Origin of the sequence: Caulobacter vibrioides, from assembly GCF_002310375.3 — a bacterium.
In the GTDB taxonomy this organism is placed as follows: domain Bacteria; phylum Pseudomonadota; class Alphaproteobacteria; order Caulobacterales; family Caulobacteraceae; genus Caulobacter; species Caulobacter vibrioides_D.
Window position 1 is genome coordinate 2,675,341 of the sequence record NZ_CP023315.3, and the last position, 17,733, is coordinate 2,693,073.

At 67.2% G+C, this 17,733-nt stretch carries 17 protein-coding genes and 1 pseudogene; 8 read left to right on the top strand and 10 right to left on the bottom strand.

The window, feature by feature from the left end; translation table 11 throughout:
• The first annotated feature begins 44 nt into the window (after positions 1-44).
• Positions 45-2,357, top strand: a complete 2,313-nt coding sequence (locus CA606_RS12705; RefSeq protein WP_096050797.1) for a TonB-dependent receptor — start codon at positions 45-47, stop codon at positions 2,355-2,357.
• 342 nt (positions 2,358-2,699) lie between these two features.
• Complete coding sequence (lepB, locus tag CA606_RS12710) at positions 2,700-3,470, top strand: signal peptidase I (RefSeq protein ID WP_096050796.1); 771 nt, start codon at positions 2,700-2,702, stop codon at positions 3,468-3,470.
• 6 nt (positions 3,471-3,476) lie between these two features.
• Here lepB and CA606_RS12715 read toward each other — a convergent pair whose 3' ends face one another.
• The gene (locus tag CA606_RS12715) at positions 3,477-3,812 is read right to left on the bottom strand and encodes an EF-hand domain-containing protein (RefSeq protein WP_219933438.1); all 336 of its coding nucleotides are present in this window, start codon (positions 3,810-3,812) and stop codon (positions 3,477-3,479) included.
• Positions 3,813-3,995: 183 nt separating this feature from the next.
• Between CA606_RS12715 and CA606_RS12720 the strand changes: the two are divergent.
• The 4 genes and pseudogenes from CA606_RS12720 to CA606_RS12735 all read left to right on the top strand — a co-directional run bounded on the left by CA606_RS12720 (position 3,996) and on the right by CA606_RS12735 (position 8,900).
• Positions 3,996-5,352, top strand: a pseudogene (locus CA606_RS12720) (SGNH/GDSL hydrolase family protein).
• 3 nt (positions 5,353-5,355) lie between these two features.
• Positions 5,356-6,261 (top strand): polysaccharide deacetylase family protein, encoded by a 906-nt coding sequence (locus CA606_RS12725; protein ID WP_096050793.1) that lies wholly within the window; start codon positions 5,356-5,358, stop codon positions 6,259-6,261.
• Between the two features lie 74 nt (positions 6,262-6,335).
• Positions 6,336-8,552 (top strand): S9 family peptidase, encoded by a 2,217-nt coding sequence (locus CA606_RS12730; RefSeq protein WP_096050792.1) that lies wholly within the window; start codon positions 6,336-6,338, stop codon positions 8,550-8,552.
• Positions 8,553-8,693: 141 nt separating this feature from the next.
• Positions 8,694-8,900: a hypothetical protein gene (locus CA606_RS12735; RefSeq protein WP_096050791.1), complete on the top strand. Its 207-nt coding sequence runs from the start codon at positions 8,694-8,696 to the stop codon at positions 8,898-8,900.
• 58 nt (positions 8,901-8,958) lie between these two features.
• Here the strand turns inward: CA606_RS12735 and CA606_RS12740 are convergent, their stop codons facing one another.
• From CA606_RS12740 to CA606_RS12755, 4 genes are all read right to left on the bottom strand, one after another.
• On the bottom strand, positions 8,959-10,131 hold the full coding sequence (locus CA606_RS12740) for a GNAT family N-acetyltransferase (RefSeq protein ID WP_181242574.1): 1,173 nt from the start codon (positions 10,129-10,131) through the stop codon (positions 8,959-8,961).
• Complete coding sequence (locus CA606_RS12745; RefSeq protein ID WP_096050790.1) at positions 10,128-10,901, bottom strand: glycerophosphodiester phosphodiesterase; 774 nt, start codon at positions 10,899-10,901, stop codon at positions 10,128-10,130. The genes CA606_RS12740 and CA606_RS12745 overlap by 4 nt, the downstream gene beginning before the upstream one ends.
• On the bottom strand, positions 10,901-11,392 hold the full coding sequence (locus CA606_RS12750; RefSeq protein WP_181242575.1) for a RidA family protein: 492 nt from the start codon (positions 11,390-11,392) through the stop codon (positions 10,901-10,903). Before CA606_RS12750 ends, CA606_RS12745 begins: the two co-directional genes overlap by 1 nt.
• A gap of 149 nt (positions 11,393-11,541) precedes the next feature.
• Positions 11,542-11,976 (bottom strand): phasin family protein, encoded by a 435-nt coding sequence (locus tag CA606_RS12755; protein ID WP_096050788.1) that lies wholly within the window; start codon positions 11,974-11,976, stop codon positions 11,542-11,544.
• Between the two features lie 296 nt (positions 11,977-12,272).
• Between CA606_RS12755 and CA606_RS12760 the strand changes: the two genes are divergently transcribed.
• Positions 12,273-13,580, top strand: coding sequence for a D-alanyl-D-alanine carboxypeptidase (locus CA606_RS12760; protein WP_096050787.1), 1,308 nt, complete (start codon positions 12,273-12,275; stop codon positions 13,578-13,580).
• Between the two features lie 144 nt (positions 13,581-13,724).
• Here the strand turns inward: CA606_RS12760 and CA606_RS12765 are convergent, their stop codons facing one another.
• The 4 genes from CA606_RS12765 to mipZ all read right to left on the bottom strand — a co-directional run bounded on the left by CA606_RS12765 (position 13,725) and on the right by mipZ (position 16,466).
• A complete protein-coding gene (locus tag CA606_RS12765; protein WP_096050786.1) occupies positions 13,725-14,969 on the bottom strand; it encodes a PLP-dependent aminotransferase family protein in 1,245 nt (414 codons plus the stop codon).
• 78 nt (positions 14,970-15,047) lie between these two features.
• Complete coding sequence (locus CA606_RS12770) at positions 15,048-15,107, bottom strand: hypothetical protein (RefSeq protein ID WP_024265769.1); 60 nt, start codon at positions 15,105-15,107, stop codon at positions 15,048-15,050.
• On the bottom strand, positions 15,104-15,556 hold the full coding sequence (locus tag CA606_RS12775; RefSeq protein WP_096050785.1) for a J domain-containing protein: 453 nt from the start codon (positions 15,554-15,556) through the stop codon (positions 15,104-15,106). The genes CA606_RS12770 and CA606_RS12775 overlap by 4 nt, the downstream gene beginning before the upstream one ends.
• 73 nt (positions 15,557-15,629) lie before the next feature.
• Positions 15,630-16,466, bottom strand: coding sequence for a division plane-positioning ATPase MipZ (gene mipZ, locus CA606_RS12780; RefSeq protein WP_096033548.1), 837 nt, complete (start codon positions 16,464-16,466; stop codon positions 15,630-15,632).
• Positions 16,467-16,663: 197 nt separating this feature from the next.
• Here mipZ and panC point away from each other — a divergent pair, with 197 nt between their 5' ends.
• The gene (gene panC / locus CA606_RS12785; protein ID WP_096050784.1) at positions 16,664-17,521 is read left to right on the top strand and encodes a pantoate--beta-alanine ligase; all 858 of its coding nucleotides are present in this window, start codon (positions 16,664-16,666) and stop codon (positions 17,519-17,521) included.
• A gap of 111 nt (positions 17,522-17,632) precedes the next feature.
• Here the strand turns inward: panC and CA606_RS12790 are convergent, their stop codons facing one another.
• The gene (locus CA606_RS12790) at positions 17,633-17,722 is read right to left on the bottom strand and encodes a hypothetical protein (RefSeq protein WP_181242576.1); all 90 of its coding nucleotides are present in this window, start codon (positions 17,720-17,722) and stop codon (positions 17,633-17,635) included.
• Positions 17,723-17,733 lie beyond the last annotated feature (11 nt).

The window sequence follows — 17,733 nt, forward strand, 5'->3', positions numbered from 1 at the left end:
CCCCCAGCCGGCGCCACCAGCGCCGGAATAAAGGGGATGCCATCATGAAGAACCACCTGTTGCTGAGCGCCGCCGCAGGCGCGCTGCTGATCGTGGCCGCGCCGGCCTTCGCCGCGGACACGGCCGCCGACACCGCGCCCATCGCCACCAACCCCGCGCCGACCGAGACTTCGGAAGTCTCCGCGGTCGTCATCATCGGCCAAGGCCAGAGCCGCCAGGTCCAGACGCTGAACACCGAGGCCATCGGCCAGCAAGCCGCCGGCACCAGCGCCCTGAAGGCGATCGACAAGCTGCCGGGCGTGACCTTCCAATCGGCCGACGCCTTCGGCGCCTATGAGTGGTCGACCCGCATCTCGATCCGCGGCTTCAACCAGAACCAGCTGGGCTTCACCCTCGACGGCGTGCCGCTGGGCGACATGAGCTACGGCAATCACAACGGCCTGCACATCAGCCGCGCCATCGCCAACGAGAACATCGGCCGCGTCGAGCTGGCCCAAGGCGCCGGCGCGCTGGGTACGGCCTCGACGTCGAACCTGGGCGGCACGCTGCAGTTCTTCTCGCGCAATCCGCAAGAGACCCTGGGCGGCCAACTGGACGTCACGGCCGGGTCGGACAGCATGCATCGCGTGTTCGGTCGCTTCGAGACGGGCGCCATCGAACAACTCGGCGGTCTGCGCGGCTACATCTCGGCGGCCGACCAGAAGAGCGACAAGTGGAAGGGCGGCGGCGAGCAGAAGCAGCGCCAGTACGACGCCAAGCTGGTGATGCCGCTGGGCGACCGCGGCGAGCTGGCCGGCTTCTACCACCGCTCGGAGCGTCGCGAGCAGGACTATCAGGACCTGTCGTTCGACATGATCAAGCGCCTGGGCCGCGACTGGGACAACACCCAGCCCAACTGGGGTCTGGCGGTCGCCGCCGCCCGCGCCTACCAGACCGGGACCGCCCTGCCCGCGCCGTTCGCCACCGTTGACGACGCCTACTACGCCGGCGCCGGCGTGCGCGATGACGACCTGTACGGCGCGAAGCTGAACCTCGACATCACCGACCGCGTCACGCTGGACGCCACGGCCTACCAGCACAAGAACGAGGGCCAGGGCCTGTGGTACACGCCCTATCTCGCCAGCCCGGGCTTCGGCACGGCCGGCTCGACCGCCGCGCCGCTGTCGATCCGCACCACCGAGTATGACATCGACCGCGGCGGCCTGACCGCCGGCCTGACCGTCGACGTCGGCGCCCACCGTCTGCGTGGCGGCTTCTGGCACGAAGTGAACAACTTCAACCAAGCCCGCCGCTTCTATGCCGAGACCGCCGCCGCGCCGTCGCGTAACCCGCTGGACTTCCAAGGGAACCCGTTCTTCACCCAGTGGCAGTACGCGTTCGAGACCAAGACCACGACCGGCCACGTCGAGGACGAATGGACGATCAGCGACGCCCTGAAGGTCAATTTCGGCTTCAAGGCGATCCAGGTCGAAAACACCGTCAAGACCGTCGTCGGCAACGCGCTGGCGGGCACGATCGAGAGCAAGGACAACTTCCTGCCGCAGGTCGGCTTTGTTTACAAAGCCACGCCGGACTTCGAAGTGTTCGGCGGTTACACCGAGAACATGGGCGCCTATGTCTCGGCCGCGACGGCTGGCCCGTTCGCCTCGCAGAACCAAGCGCGCGTCGACTACATCGCCCAGACCCTCGAGCCGGAAAGCTCCAAGACCTTCGAACTGGGCGGTCGCTATCGCACCGAACGCTTCCAAGGCGTGGCGGCGGTCTATCACGTGACCTTCGACAACCGCCTGCTGGCGGTGGCCCAAGGCTCGGCCATCCAGGGCAACGCCCCGGTTCTGTCGAACGTCGGTTCGGTCGAAACCAAGGGCGTTGAGCTGGCCGGCACCTACCGCCTGACCGACGCTTGGAGCCTGTACGGCGCCTACACCTACAACGACTCCAAGTACGAGAACGACGTCGTGGCCCTGGACGGCAAGGTCCAGGCCCGCACGAAGGGCAAGACCGTGGTCAACACGCCCAAGAACATCTTCAAGGGCGAGATCGCGTTCGACCAGGCCGGCCTCTTCGCCAAGCTGGGCGTCGCCTACACCGACAAGCGTTACTACACCTACGAGAACATCGGCGGCCTTGCGCCGTCGACGACGGTCGCGGACCTGACCCTCGGCTATCGCTTCGACAGCGAAGGTTGGGCCAAGGGCACGCAGATCCAGATCAACGTCACCAACCTGACCGACGAGGACTACATCTCGACCATCGGCTCGGGCGGCTTCTCCAATAGCGACCCGACCGGCACGGCCCAGACCGTTCTGACCGCCCCGCCGCGTCAGGTCTATTTCTCGATCAAGAAGTCCTTCTAGGTCGACCTTCTTACCCCTCGAACTTGGGCCGGGCGCGCGTCGCCCGGCCCTTCTTTTTTGGGGCTGTCGAGAGGTTGAGTGTTGATGGCGTCGTGGGGCTCGTCCCCGCCCTTCGACGAGCTCAGGGTGAGGACGACGGCTGACCCAGGTTCGCGGAAAATCCTCATCCTGAGCTTGTCCAAGGACGTGGATTTCCGTCCAGATCAGCGCCCCCTTTTCAACGTGAACATGGCCAGTTCCTGCGGTTCGCAAGTAACGCGGATGCTTGTCCGGACACGAAATCTGACCGTCCCGACACGGTCTTGCTGGCGAACGCCGGGCCGTTTCGGCTCAGCTCAGGACATGACCGACATCGCCTCGCCCTCTGACGCCACCGCGCCGAACACGCTCCGCCACGAGATCCTTGAAACCCTCCGCATCGTCGGAGCCGGTCTCGCCATCGCTCTGGCGTTACGCGTCGTGGTCTTTCAGCCCTTCACCATCCCCTCGTCCTCGATGGAGCCGGGGCTGGTGACCGGCGACTACATCGTGGTCTCCAAATTCGCCTACGGTTGGAGCCGGGCGTCCGTTCCGTTCCATCCGCCGCTTCCCACAGGCCGCCTGTTGGGCAAGGGCCCCGAACGCGGCGATGTCGTGGTGTTCCGCCTGCCCCGTGATCCCAGCCAGGTCTGGATCAAGCGGGTGATCGGCCTTCCGGGCGACCGCATCCGCGTCGCCGGCGGCCAAGTGTTCGTCAACGAGGCTCCGCTGCCCCAGACGGCTCTGGGCCTGACCCAGGATCACGACGCGCCCGACCGCACCGTCCTGCAGGTGCGCGAGCGGCAAGCCGACGGTCGCGACTACGTCACCTATGACGGCGGCCCAGGCCAGCCGGGCGACGACACCCAGACCTATGTCGTGCCCGCCGGGCAATATCTGATGATGGGCGACAACCGCGACAACTCGCTCGACAGCCGCTGGCCCCGCGAAGTGGGCGTCGGCTTCCTGCCGGCCGACAACATCATGGGCAAGGCCGGCTTTGTGCTGGCGTCATGGAAACCCGGCGCGGCGCTGTACAAGCCCTGGACCTGGCTGAATCTTCAGTGGGACCGCTTCGCGCGCCCGATCCGCTAACACGCCTCAGCGGGCGCGGAACTCCTCGACGCTGAGGACGCCGTCGTGATTGACGTCCAGGCGCTGGAAGGTCGCATCCGTGGTCGCCGTGCGGGCGAGCGAAGGCGCAGCGACCGCGCCGACGGCCAGGCCCGCGACCGCCGCGGCCAGCGCATGCCAGGCCAGACTCCGCCGGCGCGGCGCGGGCTTCGGCGTCACCAGATCTTGCTCGATGAAGCCGCGAAGCGCCTCGCTAGCGGTCCGGCGCGACGCCTGGCAACGGGCCATGAACGCGGCCTTGGTCTCCGGCGGTAGGCGGATTTCCAGGGTCTCGGTCTTTTTGGACAGCTTGCCGGCGGGCATGGCGGGTCTCCGAACTTGCCAGGGCAGTCTAAGCCCCGGATCGCCCAATGCGCAAAAAGAAAGCCCGGCCATGAAGACCGGGCTGAAAAGTCATAGGGAGGAAACGCCCAGGAAGGGCAGAGGCGCTCGGCACCTCACCCGCTATTGATAGCGCTAACATGCGATCAGTTGCAAGCGATTCCTATGAACCGCGACGAGCGGTCGCATGCGGCGGCATCGACGCGAGACAAAGCCGGACGCTTTACGCGCCCCGCAGGGCGCCCTACGAATGTTACCGCTACCGGCGAGGGATGCGGCGGGGCGGGAGAAAGCGCGTATGAAGATGTTCAAGCGATCAGCCTGGGTCGCCGCCGGCCTGGCCTTTGCCCTGGCCCTGCCCGTCCAGGCCGAAACCCAACGCTGGGTGGGCGCCTGGGCCAGCGCGCAACTGGCGCCCGACGCCAAGAACAGCCTCGCCCCGGAGGACTATCCGAACGCCACCTTGCGGCAGGTCGTGCGCGTGTCGATCGGCGGCGATACGCTGCGGGTCAAGCTGTCCAACCTCTTCGGAACCCAGCCGCTGACCATCGCCGCAGCGCGTATCGCGGTCTCGGCGGCGCCGGCCACGGCGCGCATCGACCCCACCACCGACCGGGCTCTGACCTTCGCCGGCGCGACGCCGGTGACCCTTCCCGCCGGCGGCGAGACCTGGTCGGATCCCGTCAAGCTGACGGTGGAGCCGCTGGCCCATCTCGCCATCAGCCTGCACTACCCCGCCGCCCCCAGCGTCCAGACCGGCCATCCAGGCTCGCGGGCGACGTCCTATGTTCTGGCCGGCGACCAGACCGCCGCCGTGGACCTGCCCGGCGCCAAGGCCGCCGACCGCTGGTTCCAGATCGCCAGCATCGACGTCCAGTCGGAGAAGGCCTCGGCCATCGTCGCATTCGGCGACAGCATCACCGACGGCTACGGCGTCCAGCCCAACACCAACCTGCGCTGGACCGACGGCCTGATCGAGCGGCTGAAGGGCAAGAACATCGCCGTCCTGAATCTCGGGATCGGCGGCAATCGCGTCCTGGCCGACGGTCTGGGCCCCAGCGGGGTGTCGCGCTTTGATCGCGATGTCCTCTCGCAGTCGGGCGTCACCCACCTGATCGTCCTCGAGGGCGTCAACGATCTGGGCGTCCTGAACCGCGACCAGAGCCAGGACGCGCAGACCAACGCCCGGATGGCCAAGGACCTGATCAGCGCCTACGCCGGCATGGTCGCCAAGGCCCGCGCCAAGGGGATCAAGGCCATCGGCGCCACGATCCTCCCCTATTCCGGCTCGGCCTACTACCACCCGCCAGCCGAGGCCGAGGCGGCGCGTCAGACGATCAACGCCTGGATCCGCGCGCCCGGCAATTTCGACGCGGTGATCGACTGGGACGCCGTACTCCGCGATCCCGCGCGCCTGACCCATCTGCTTGCCGCCTACGACAATGACGGCCTGCACCCCAACATGGCGGGATACAAGGCGATGGCCGACGCCATTCCGCTGAGCCTGTTCGAGCGCCGATAGCCCATGCGCATTCTGTTTTGCGCCGTCCTGGCCCTGACTCTGGCGGGCGCGGTCCAAGCGGCCGACAAGCCGGTCATCGCCGTCACCTGGGATGACCTTCCGGCCCACAGCGCCCTGCCGCCGGGCGTCACCCGCGTGCAAGTCGCCGCCGATCTTCTGAAGGCCTCAGCGGAGGCCAAGGCGCCGGCCTTCGGCTTCATCAACGCGGTGCAAAACGAGCGCGAGCCCGACTCCGCGCCCGTGCTGACGATGTGGCGCGAGGCGGGCCAGCCGCTGGGCAACCACACCTGGTCGCACCAGAACCTCGCCAGCCTCACGCCCGAGCAGTTCATCGGCGAGATCGAGCGCAACGAGCCAGCGCTGAAGACCCTGATGGGCCAGGAAGACTGGCGCTGGCTGCGCTATCCGTTCCTGTCCGAGGGCGATACGGCGCAGAAGCGACTGGCGGTCCGCGCGTGGCTGGCGGCTAACCACTACAAGATCGCCAGCGTGACGATGAGTTTTGGCGACTACGCCTATAACGAGCCTTATGCGCGCTGCATGGCCAAGGGCGACCAGGCTGCGGTCGCCGAGCTGGAACGACGCTTCCTGGCGGGCGCCGCCGCCGACGCCGACCGCGCGCGGGCGATGAGCCACGCGCTCTACGGCAAGGACATCCCCTATGTGCTGCTGATGCACGGCGGGGCCTTCGACGCCCGCATGGCCCCTCGCCTGTTCAAGCTCTACCAGGACAAAGGCTTTGGCTTCACCACCCTGGCGGAGGCCCAGAAGCATCCCTTCTACAAGACCGACCTTGATCCCAGCCTGCCGCCCGAGCCCACCACGCTGGACGGCGCCTTGCGCGCCAAAGGTCTGCCGGTTCCGCCAAATCCTGTCGACCTATCGCCGCTTGACGCCCTGTGCCGCTGAGCGCCGCCCGCATTTCAAACGCGAAACAACTTCACTGCTGACAAGCGCGGCGCGCCCGCATAGCGTCCCGCGCCATGAAAAAGCCCTCGCTCACGGCGCTCGCGGCCGTTCTCGCCCTTTCCACGCCGGCCCTGGCGCAGAAACTCACCCCTGAACGCATTTTCGCCGATCCCAGCCTGAGCGGCCCCGCTGCGCGCGGCGTGGCGCTGTCGCCGGACGGCAAGCGCGTCACCTATCTGAAGGGCAAGCCCGAGGCGGCCAATATCCAGGACCTGTGGGCCGCCGACGTGAAGGGCGGCGAGCCCTATCGCCTGATCGACAGCGCCGCGCTGTCCTCGGGCGACAAGGAGCTGTCGGAAGCCGAGAAGGCCCGCCGTGAACGCGCCCGCGTCTCGGCCCGCGGCATCATCGAGTACAGCTGGGACCGCCAAGGCCGCTTCATCCTGGTGCCGCTGGACGGCGACCTCTATCTGGACGCCGTCGCCGACGGGAAGATCACGCGCCTGACCGAAACCCCAGGTGATGAGGTGGACGCCAAGGTCTCGCCCAAGGGCGGCTATGTCTCGTACGTCCGCGACCAGAACCTCTACATCAAGCCGGTCGCCGGCGGCGCTGAGACGGCGCTGACCACCGACGGCAAGGACGCCCTGTCGTTCGGCGTCGCCGAGTTCATCGTCCAGGAGGAGCTCGACCGCTTCACCGGCTATTGGTGGAGCCCGGACGAGAGCCGCATCGTCTACACTCGTGTCGATGAAAGCACCGTCGACATCGTGCCGCGCGCCGACATCGGTCCGGGCGGGGCCACCGTCGTCAACCAGCGCTATCCGCGCGCGGGTCGCCCGAACGCCGTCGTCGATCTGTTCGTCCGCGACCTGGCTTCCGGCAAGGTCACGGCCCTGGACCTGGGCGCCAACAAGGACATCTATGTCGCGCGCGTCGCCTGGTCGGCCGACGGCAAGACCGTCTATGTCCAGCGCCTGTCGCGCGATCAGAAGACGCTGGACCTGCTGGCCTTCGACGCGGCCACGGGCGCGGGCAAGACCATCCTGACCGACACCGATCCGCACTTCATCGAGGTCAGCAACGACTTCCGCCCGCTGAAGGATGGCACCTTCCTGTGGGGCTCGGAGAAGGACGGCAACCAGCATCTCTATCGCTACGCCGCCGACGGCAAGCTGATCGCCCAGATCACCAAGGGCGACTGGCCGGTCATCGGCCTGGAAGGCGTCGACGAGGCCCGCAAGGTCGCCCTCTTCTCGGCCTCGATAGATACGCCGATCGAGCGTCGCCTCTACGAGGTGAGCTACGCCAAGCCGGGCAAGCCCAAGGCCCTGACCTCGGCCGGCGGCTGGTGGGCCGCCAGGGTGGCCGACGCCGGCGGCGCCTTCGCCGGCACCTACAGCGATCCGAAGACCCCGCCCCAGACCGCCCTCTACGCCGCCGACGGCAAGCGCGTGCGCTGGATCGAGGAGAACAAGCTGGCCGAGGGCCATCCCTACTGGCCCTACGCCGCCAACCTGCCCGAGCCGGAGTTCGGCGCGTTGAAAGCGGCGGATGGCGAGACCCTGCACTACGAGATCCTCAAGCCGATCGGCTTCGACCCTGCCAAGAAGTACCCCGCTATCGTCTCGGTCTATGGCGGCCCGCACGCCCAGCGCGTCATGAAGAGCTGGCACAGCCCGTCGGAGCGCACCTACCTCGAAGCCGGCTATGTGATCTTCAAGCTGGACAATCGCGGCAGCGGCAACCGCTCGGCCAAGTTCATGCGCGCCCTGGACCGCAAGCTTGGCACCGTCGAGGTCGATGACCAGCTGCTGGGCGCCAAGTTCCTGGCCAGCAAGCCCTATGTCGACGCCGACAAGCTGGGCGTGATGGGCTGGTCGTACGGCGGCTTCATGACCCTGATGCTGCTGACCGCCGAGAACACGCCGTTCAAGGCCGGCGCCTCGGGAGCCCCGCCGACCGAGTGGAGCCTGTACGACACGGCCTATACCGAGCGCTACATGGGCAAGCCCGAGGAGAACAAGGCCGGCTACGCCTATTCGGACATCAACAACCGGATCGACAAGCTGGCGCCGGGCAGCCTGCTGCTGCTGCACGGCATGGCCGACGACAACGTGATCTTCGAGAACAGCACCCGCCTGATGGCGGCCCTGCAACGCAAGGCGATCCCGTTCGAGATGGCGCTCTATCCCGGCGAGCGCCACAGCGCGCCCGGCAGCAAGACCAAGGGCCTCAGCGTCCTGAAGACCCATCTGGACTTCTTCGATCGTAAGCTGAAGGGCCGATAGGGTTCAGAGTGGCCCGCGCCCGACCTGGGGCGCGGGCTCGCCCCCTGCGACATCGCGCGCACCCCGCTCGACCTTTTGTCGCAGGGTGAGGCCGCCGCACCGGGCGTATGGTTAAGCGCGCTGATCAAGGAAAACCGCGCCATGACCAAGTCTCCCGACGCCGCCGTTGAATGGCTGCTCGACACTGTCAAGGAAGCCATCGAGGACGGCCGCGCCACGGTCGAAGACCTTGAAGAATGGCTGCTGGCCGCCATCCTGCTGGAAGAAATGACCCTGGACGAAGAGCAAGACCGCCAGGAAGCCCGCGCGCTGGACACTTGGCTGAGCGTATCCCAGACGCTTCACTAGTCGGGCCAAGGCGTTCGCAAATGACGCTCCCGCGCAGGTCGCGCGGCGTCCCTGCGCTTTAGCGCTCCTCCCGGAAGGGCGAGTATTCTTCGGTGAGCATCTCCATGTCGCTCTCCACCGCCGAGCGCTCGCGCTGCAGATAGCGCGCCACCGGTTCACGCAGCATCGGGTCGGCGATCCAGTGCGCGGAATAGACCGCGCTCGGCAGGTAGCCGCGGGCGATCTTGTGCTGCCCTTGCGCGCCGGCCTCGACGCGCGGCAGGCCAAGGCGGATCGCGTGCTCGATGGCCTGATAGTAGCAGAGCTCGAAATGCAGGAACGGCACGTCCTCGACGCAGCCCCAGTGGCGGCCATAGAGACAGTCGCGCCCGATCAGGTTCAGCGCCCCGGCGATCCACGGACCACCCGGGCGCCGCGCCAACAGCAGCAGCACCTTGTCGGCCATGCGCTGGCCTAGCAGCGAGAAGAACGGGCGATTCAGGTACGGCCGCCCCCACTTGCGCCCGCCAGTGTCCATGTAGAACGCAAAGAAGGCGTCCCAGTGGTCCTCGGTCAGGTCCGGGCCCGTCAGCGCGACGATCTCCAGCCCTTCCTGGGCGTCGCGGCGCTCGCGGCGGATGGTCTTGCGGCGGTTGGCCGATAGCGCGGCCAGGAAGTCGTCGAAGGTCGCGTAGCCTCGGTTTTCCCAATGGTACTGCTGGTCCTGGCGCAGCAGCATCCCGCGCTCGCCCATCCAGCGCCACTGATCCTCGACCGGAAAGGTCACGTGCAGCGACGAGGCGCCCATGCGCTCGCACAGGGTCAGGGCGCCGCCCAGCAGCGCCGAGCGTCCCTCGTCGGCGTCGATATCGGGCCGGACGATCAGTCGCGAACCGGTCACCGGCGAGAATGGCGACGAGCATTGGAGCTTGGGATAGTAGCGACCACCGGCGCGCTCATAGGCGTCGGCCCAGGAATGGTCGAAGACGTATTCGCCCTGGCTGTGGGACTTCAGATAGAGCGGCATGACGCCGGCGACCTGATCGGCCTCGTCCAGCACCGAAAGATGCTGTGGCGCCCAGCCGGTGCGAGCGGCGACGCAGCCGCTCTCCTCCAGGATCGACAGGAAGTCGTAGGAGACGAACGGATCGCCGGTGGCGGCGGCGCAAGCGTCCCAAGCGTCCTGGCCAATTTCAGCGATCGCCCGATGGACGCGAACCGCCGACTGGACCCCGATGGCACCCGCCATCACGCGTGGAAACCCTCGAAGATGAGGTTATCGCAGTGATCCTTCACCGCGTCCCACTGTTCGGGCCTTCTGACCGTCCACGCGATCACCGGCATGCCGTTGGCGCGAAGCGCGTCGGCCTTGGGGCTGGGCAGCATGTCCAAGCCCAGGGCCAGGAAGTCCGGTCGCGCGATCTCGACGTGCTCCAAGGCGGCCATGGACTTGCGAATCTCGGGCGCCACGTGACGCGCGCCCTCGTCGTTCCAGCCGTAGCTATCGAGGCCCCGCAGGATCTGCGGGTGATGGTCGGCGAACCAGGCGTGAGAATAGGGATTGAAGCCGATGATGGCCGTTGGGCCATTGTGGTCGATCAGGACCTCGGAAACCCGCTTCTCCAGCGCGCCGACCTCGCCGAACGGGGTCTTCAGCTCGATGTGGACCATGGCGCGATGGCCGATCACGGTCAGGGCCTCGGCCAGGGTCGGAATGGTCTCGTCCGTGCCCTTCAAGGAGAGGGCGGCCAGTTCGGCCGCGGTGTGATCGCGCACACGGCCCTCGACGCCGGTCATCCGCTCCAGACGCTCGTCATGGAACACCACCGCGTCCCCGTCGGCGGTCAGTTGCACGTCCAGCTCGATGCCGTAGTCTTGGGAGCAAGCGGCCTGGAAGGCGCCCAGCGAGTTCTCCGGGGCGCCGTCACGAGTCCACAGGCCGCGATGGGCGATCGGTCGATCAAACAGCGCGCCCCACGCCGCTCCGAAGGTCTCGACCGGAGGGCGTTCGCGCGCGCGCATCAGGCGATCTCCACCACCGCGTCGACCTCGACCGCAAAGCCGAGGGGCAGCTTGTAGACCCCGACCGCCGAGCGGGCGTGACGCCCCTTGTCGCCCAGGGCTTCGACCATCAGGTCCGAGCAGCCGTTGATGACCTTGGGGATGTCGATGAAGTCGGGCCCCGCCTGAACGAAGCCGCCAAGCTTCACCACGCGGACCACGCGTTCCAGATCGCCGTCGCAGGCGGCCTTCATCTGGGCCAGCAGATTGATCCCGCAAAGACGCGCGGCCTTCTGGGCGGTCTCCAGATCGACGTCGACGCCGACCGTGCCTTTGATCCCACCGTCGGCGGCGATCGAGATCTGACCCGAGATGTGAACCAGGTTCCCGGCGCGCACGAACGGCACATAGTTGGCCACCGGCGCCACAGGCTGCGGCAGCTCCACGCCCATGGCCTTCAGGCGGTCCTCGACGGTCGACATGCACGCGCTCCACTCAGTTTCTGGAGGCATGCTTACCGCGCCGAACCGGTCGGCAAAAGGCCTAAGCCGCACAGGGCTTGCAGCGCAAAGCGCCCAAACAGAAAAGGCCCGGACCTTGCGATCCGGGCCTTCAAGTTCTGATGTCTCAGACGCGCCGTCGGGCGCGCCTGGAGCAGGCCTTAGCGGGCGGCCTGGAACTTTTCGACGGCGGCGCTGACGCGCTCGTTCAGCGGCTTCACCGAGTCCTTGATCGAAGCCGAGACGATCTCCGAGGCCTTGCTGACCTGGGCGATGTAGGCTTCCAGGGCCGACTTGGCCCAGGCGGTCTGCAGCTCGACGGCTTCCTGCACGCTCTTGGCGGCGGCCAGCGACTTGGCGGCGGCGACTTGGTCTTCGGCGGCCTTCTTCGAGTAGGCGAAGGTCTGGGCGCCCAGCGCTTCAGCGCCCTTGGTGGCGGCGGTCACCGAGGCGACGACGGCTTCCAGGTTCTTCTTCGAATGGGTGTTGGCTTCGGCCAGCGCGGCCAGAGACTTCTCGACGCCGTCCTTGAACGCTTGGTTCGAGGCGGTGGTCATCTGCTCGACGGTGGTCTTCATGGTTTCGGCGGCGGCCATGGGAAGTCTCCTGGGGAGGAAATGGGGCGGGGCGGAAGGTCGAGCTGCAACTCGTCCCTTTGCGCTTGGAACAACGCCGGTTTGCCATGTTGCAGTGCAGCAGTCAAGGATTTTGTGCACCGCACCATAACCTAAGGGCAAGCTGCAGCCTTGGCGCCGCGCGCCTTATTTTTCCGCGTCCGCGGCAAGATCGCTCACCAGTTGTTTACTTTGGCGAAACACCGCATCCACCATGGTAGGCTCTACGCGTGTGGCGGTGCGGAACCGCTTCCAGTTCAAATGACGGACGTCGCTTCATGTTCGCCAGGCTTACCTCCGCCCGCTCCCTGCTCGCCGCCACGGGTCTGGCCCTGGCCTGCCTCGTCGGCGCGGTCGCGCCGTCGGTGGCCGTGGCCGCCACGCCCTACCTGCAGCTGAATGCGTCGGAGCCCAAGTACGCGGCGATCGTCATCGACGCCAATTCGGGCGAAGTCCTCTACGACAAGCGCGGCGACAGCCCGCGCTATCCGGCTTCGGTCACCAAGGTGATGACGCTGTACCTGACCTTCGAGGCGCTGAGCGAAGGACGGTTGAAGCTGACCGATCAAGTCGTGATGTCGCCCCGCGCGGCGGCTCAGGCGCCCACCAAGATTGGCCTGCGCCCCGGCGAAAGCATGACCGTCGACGAGGCCATCAAGGCCATGACGGTCAAGTCGGCCAACGATGTCGCCACCGCCATGGCCGAGCGACTCGCCGGCAGTGAGTCGCGTTTCGCGGCCTTGATGACCCTGCGCGGCCAAGAGTTGGGCATGCGCAACACGCGCTTCGTGAACGCTTCGGGCCTGCCCGACAGCCGGCAGATTTCGACCGCCCGCGACCTGGCCATCCTGTCGCGCGCCACGATGCGAGATTTCCCCCAGTACTACAGCTACTTCTCGGTGAAGGGCTTCTATTTCCGGGGCAACTACATCAAGGGCCACAACCGCCTGCTGGACAGCATGGAAGGGTTTGACGGCCTGAAGACGGGCTACACCAACGCTTCGGGCTTCAACCTGGCCGGCTCGGCCGTGCGCGATGGTCGCCGCCTGATCGCCGTGGTGCTGGGCGGCCCCTCGACCGCCTGGCGCGACAACAACATGGAAGACCTGCTGCTGACCGGCTTCGACGTCATCAAGCGCCGGTCGCGCGGCGAGCGCACCACCATCGCGGCCAACATCTATGAGGACGAACCGTCGGGCCCGATCGAGCGTCCGTCGGCCGAGCAAGGCGACGGCGAGCAGGCCGGTCTCAGCATTGTCCTGACCGAGAACCCCCGCTCCGCGCCCGTGAAGGTCTCTCCCACCCTGCGCGGGGCCCAGGCGGCGACGCCGGTCAAGGCGGTGAAGAAGCCCAAGGGCGAATGGGGCGTTCAGGTCGGCGCCTTCCGCTCCAAGTCGCTGGCCAACGAACAGCTGAAGCTGGTGCGCGGCCGGATCACCAAGCTGGTCAGCGACGCCGAGGGCGCCGTGGAAGGGGCCGGCGGCATGTTCCGGGCGCAGTTCCAAGGCATGACCGGCGAAGCCGCCCGCGAGGCCTGCACGGCCCTCAAGGCCAAGCGCATGCCCTGCATCGTGCTGAAGCCGTAGGCCAAACCCGCCTTCGATTTTCCCCGGCCAACGCTGGGGCCCAGACGAACCAAGAGCGCCGGGCGGCTTCGCTCCGGCGCTCTTTGCAATCACGGCCAAGACCCCGACTGGATCTGGACCCCGGCCTTCGCCGGGAAGGTCGGACTAGGGGTTGATCGCCTTTTCGACCAGCCGCGCCAGGCGCTGCACGCCCTCCTCGATCTGCGCGTCGGTCGGCAGCGAGTAGCTGAGGCGGATCGCGTTGGTCGTCTGCTTTTCAGCGAAGAACGGCGCGCCGGGCACGAAGGCCACGCGCTCTTCCTCGATGGCCCGCGCCAACAGAGCCGCGCCGTCGACGCCCTCCGGGAGGTCGATCCAGACGAACATGCCCCCTTCGGGGTGCGACCAGCTCACGCCCTTGGGCATGGTCCGCTCCAGCGCCGCCAGCATCACCCGCGCCTTGGCCCCATAGGCGCCGCGCAGGCGGTGCAGGTGTTGGTCATAGCCCTCTGTCACCGCGCGATGGGCGACCATCTGGTTGATCGTCGAGACGTGCAGATCCGCGCCCTGCTTGAGCAGCACCAGCTTCTCGATCACGGGCTTGGGCCCGCAGACCCAGCCGATCCGCAAGGCCGGCGACAGGGTCTTGGACAGGGTGCCCAGGAACAGCGTACGAGCGTTGTCGATCCCGCCCGAGCGGGCGATGTCCAAGCCCAGCACCGTCGGCGTCGCCTCGCCGGCGAAACGCAACTCGCGATAGGCCGCGTCCTCGACCAGAGTCATGTCCAGGCGATCAGCCATGGCCAGCAGCGCCTCGCGCTCGGCCAGGGTCAGGCTGACGCCCGTGGGATTGGCGAAGTCGGGCACGAAATAGCCCAGAGGCTGCGGCGCGCGCCCGGCCATCAGGGCCGCTTCGTCGACGCCCTGGCTCAGCGCCGTCTCCGGCAGGTCCAGATAGGCCGGCTCATAGCCGTTGAAGGCCTGCAACGCGCCCAGATAGGTCGGACGCGCGACCATCACCGTGTCGCCCTTGGTCAGGAACAGCTTGCCGATCAGGTCCAGCGCCTGCTGCGAGCCGGCCGTCAGCATGATGTTGTCCGCATCGCACGGCATGCCGTCGCGGGTCATGCGCTCGGCGATCCACTGGCGCAGCGGCAGGTAGCCTTCGCTCACCGAGTACTGCAGCGCCTGCCGCGACAGGACCGGATCGGCGAGGATGGCGTCGTAGCCCTTCTGGATCTCCTGGGCCGGGAACAGGCCCGGATCAGGAATGCCGCCGGCGAACGACAGGATATCGGGTTGGTCGAGCAGCTTGAGCAGCTCGCGGATCTCGCTGGCGCGCACGCGGCTCATGCGTTCGCTGAAGCGGCCGGCCCAGTCTTGGGCGCGCTCTTGGGTCTGGGTCGTCATGGCAGTGATCAAAGTCCGAACTTAAAAATGACATCGGGAGCCACGGATCGCGGCTCGTCCTGAACCGGGTTCAGGGCGTCATACCGAGCAGGTTTGGCCCGACGAGCGGCGGCGCCAGAAGCGTTCGCGATTGATCATGACTCGAACCTAGCTGAGCCGCGCGACTTGATCAAACGGTCCCGCGCTGCGTTCAGCTGGGCGGCCAGCCCCTCGGTGCCGCCCTTGTCGGGGTGGGCCATCTGGATCAAGCGCGTGTAGGCGGCCTTGACCTCGGCCAGGCTGGCCTCGGGGCCAACGCCCAGGATCGCCCGGGCCTCGGAAAGGCTCAGCTCAGGCTTGGGCGGGTGCACCACCTCGCGACGGACGATGGGGCGCCGCCGCGCTTCGGTGACGCTCCACAGACCGATGACCCCCAGAACGATCCCCGTGCCCCAAGAGCCCCGGATCGTCGCATAGGCCGCGACCGCGAAGGCGGCGATCGCCGCCGCCCCGGCCCCGACCCGCCAGCCGTCGCCCTTCAGCAGCGTCCGGCCGCGGGGCCAGAGCAGGAAGGTCATGATGACCGCGCCCAGCAGCAGATAGATCATCGGCGCTCCAGAAACGAAAACGGGCGGCGAGGTCTCCCCGGCCGCCCGCTGACTTCGATGTGTACCGCCTGACCTACTGCGCCGCCAGCATGGTCTCGCCCGAATAGGCCGACAGACCCAGGCTGTGCATCAAGGCGCGCAGTTCCTGACGCGCCGCCAGATGCTGCAGCGACACCGGCACCGGGCGCACCTGCGGCGACAGATCGGCGATCGTCAGGCCGAACGGGAACAGCTCACGATAGATCACGCGGTCACGCAGGCCGGGTCCAATCCGGAAGCCGACGCGCTTGGCCAGGGCGTTGAGGCGGTCTTCCAGGCGCTTGCGGTTCCGCGCCTCGGTGGTGGCCAGGCGGTTACGCAGCACCACCCAGTCCATGGCCTGGCGCTGGCCCGACAGGGCGCGTTGCTTGCGACCTTCCCAGACGGTCAGAGAATAGAGGCTGGGCTTGGTCAGCTCCAGGGTGACGGGATCGACTGTGCCCAGCATGTCGAAGTCGACGAAGCTGTCGTTCATCGGCGTCACAACCAGGTCCGCGCGGCCGTGGGCCATGCGGGTGATGGCGCTGTCGCCGCCGGGGGTGTCGATCAGGATGAAGTCGCATTCGGCCAGCGCCCGGGCGAAGGCGGCTTCGAAACCGGCGACCTGCTCCTCTTCCGGCCTTTCGGCCAAGGCGACGTCGTTGTCGCTGAGGTTCAGCGCCAGGGGCTCGGGAAGCTCGATCTTTTTGTTGTCCAACCACGCGCGGCGGTTCTCGAAGAACCGCGCCGAGGTGCGCTGGCGCAGGTCCAGGTCGATGACGGCGACCTTGGCGCCGCCGTAAAGCAACGCGGTGACGAGGTGCACGGCGATGGTCGACTTGCCAGCGCCGCCCTTCTCGTTGCCGACGACGATAACGCGCGTTTCGGCCATGGCTTGGGTCCCTCTGCGTCGCGACTCAGCGACTCTTAATCGAAGGTTAACACGATGTTCCTCACCCCAGAGGGGGCTAAGGGCCTCAATCCACAGACCTTATTGTCGCAGCCTGCTGGCCCGTTCCCGTTGGGGGATGGTGGACCTTCCCCATCTCTAAGGCCATAAGCGCTCGCCAGTTCGCGTGGAGCCCCCCAATGACCAGCCCGATCATCGTTCGCACCGTCGCCGAGATGCGCGAGCATGTGCGCGCCTGGAAGGCGGCCGGGCAGCGCGTGGCGGTCGTTCCGACCATGGGCGCCCTGCACGAGGGCCACCTGTCTCTGGTGCGCCTGGCCCAGCAGCACGCAGAGCGCGTGATCGCCACGGTCTTCGTCAATCCCAAGCAGTTCGCCCCGCACGAGGATTTCGACGCCTATCCGCGCGGCGAGGCCGCCGACGCCGAGAAGCTGGCCTTGGTCGGTTGCGACCTGCTGTTCGCGCCGAACGCGACCGAGATGTACGCGCCGGGCTTCTCGACGCTGGTCAGCGTATCGGGCGTGTCTGAACCGCTCGAAGGCGCAGCGCGCCCGCAGTTCTTCGGCGGCGTGGCGACCGTAGTCGCCAAGCTATTCATCCAGTCGCAGGCCGACGTCGCGGTGTTCGGCGAGAAGGACTACCAGCAGCTTCAGGTCGTCCGACGCATGGCCCGAGACCTGGATATCCCGGTCGAAATCATCGGTGCGCCCACCGCGCGGGCCGATGACGGCCTCGCCCTCTCCTCCCGCAACGCCTATCTCTCGGTGGAAGAACGGGCTGCGGCCGTGGCTCTGCCGACGGCGATGAAGGCCGCAGCGGCCGCTGTCGCCCAAGGGGCCCGCATCGACGAGGCCGAGCATACGGCGGTGGAGGCTCTGAAGGCGGCCGGCTTTGGTCAGGTCGACTATGTCGAGGTGCGCGAGGCCGGCGATCTATCGCGCCTGGGCCCAGGCCCGATCGGCGACGCGACCGGCAGGATCCTGGTCGCCGCGTGGCTCGGCAAGACCCGCCTGATCGACAATATGGCGGTTCGTTGAACGAGAGCGTGACGCCGAAAGTGGGAACCGGTTTCGGCACGAGTCACGCTCTAAGCGTTTGATTTAGAGCCTTATTATCGCGTCAAAACGATTTCGTTTTGACGCAGGGCTTTAGCCGATCGGGCGAAGCGCGAGCAGCAGCCCGCCGACCAAGCCTATGAACAGCATCCCCACGCCCAAGGCCGCATAACCGGACTTCATCGTCACCCCTC

What these genes read in the sequence shown, in the direction of transcription:
- CA606_RS12705 (WP_096050797.1), top strand. Translation starts at nt 45, where the DNA reads ATGAAGAACCACCTGTTGCTGAGCGCCGCCGCAGGCGCGCTGCTGATC.
- lepB (WP_096050796.1), top strand. Translation starts at nt 2,700, where the DNA reads ATGACCGACATCGCCTCGCCCTCTGACGCCACCGCGCCGAACACGCTC.
- CA606_RS12715 (WP_219933438.1), bottom strand. Translation starts at nt 3,812, where the DNA reads ATGCCCGCCGGCAAGCTGTCCAAAAAGACCGAGACCCTGGAAATCCGC.
- CA606_RS12725 (WP_096050793.1), top strand. Translation starts at nt 5,356, where the DNA reads ATGCGCATTCTGTTTTGCGCCGTCCTGGCCCTGACTCTGGCGGGCGCG.
- CA606_RS12730 (WP_096050792.1), top strand. Translation starts at nt 6,336, where the DNA reads ATGAAAAAGCCCTCGCTCACGGCGCTCGCGGCCGTTCTCGCCCTTTCC.
- CA606_RS12735 (WP_096050791.1), top strand. Translation starts at nt 8,694, where the DNA reads ATGACCAAGTCTCCCGACGCCGCCGTTGAATGGCTGCTCGACACTGTC.
- CA606_RS12745 (WP_096050790.1), bottom strand. Translation starts at nt 10,901, where the DNA reads ATGCGCGCGCGCGAACGCCCTCCGGTCGAGACCTTCGGAGCGGCGTGG.
- CA606_RS12750 (WP_181242575.1), bottom strand. Translation starts at nt 11,392, where the DNA reads ATGCCTCCAGAAACTGAGTGGAGCGCGTGCATGTCGACCGTCGAGGAC.
- CA606_RS12755 (WP_096050788.1), bottom strand. Translation starts at nt 11,976, where the DNA reads ATGGCCGCCGCCGAAACCATGAAGACCACCGTCGAGCAGATGACCACC.
- CA606_RS12760 (WP_096050787.1), top strand. Translation starts at nt 12,273, where the DNA reads ATGTTCGCCAGGCTTACCTCCGCCCGCTCCCTGCTCGCCGCCACGGGT.
- CA606_RS12765 (WP_096050786.1), bottom strand. Translation starts at nt 14,969, where the DNA reads ATGACGACCCAGACCCAAGAGCGCGCCCAAGACTGGGCCGGCCGCTTC.
- CA606_RS12775 (WP_096050785.1), bottom strand. Translation starts at nt 15,556, where the DNA reads ATGATCTATCTGCTGCTGGGCGCGGTCATCATGACCTTCCTGCTCTGG.
- mipZ (WP_096033548.1), bottom strand. Translation starts at nt 16,466, where the DNA reads ATGGCCGAAACGCGCGTTATCGTCGTCGGCAACGAGAAGGGCGGCGCT.
- panC (WP_096050784.1), top strand. Translation starts at nt 16,664, where the DNA reads ATGACCAGCCCGATCATCGTTCGCACCGTCGCCGAGATGCGCGAGCAT.
- CA606_RS12790 (WP_181242576.1), bottom strand. Translation starts at nt 17,722, where the DNA reads ATGAAGTCCGGTTATGCGGCCTTGGGCGTGGGGATGCTGTTCATAGGC.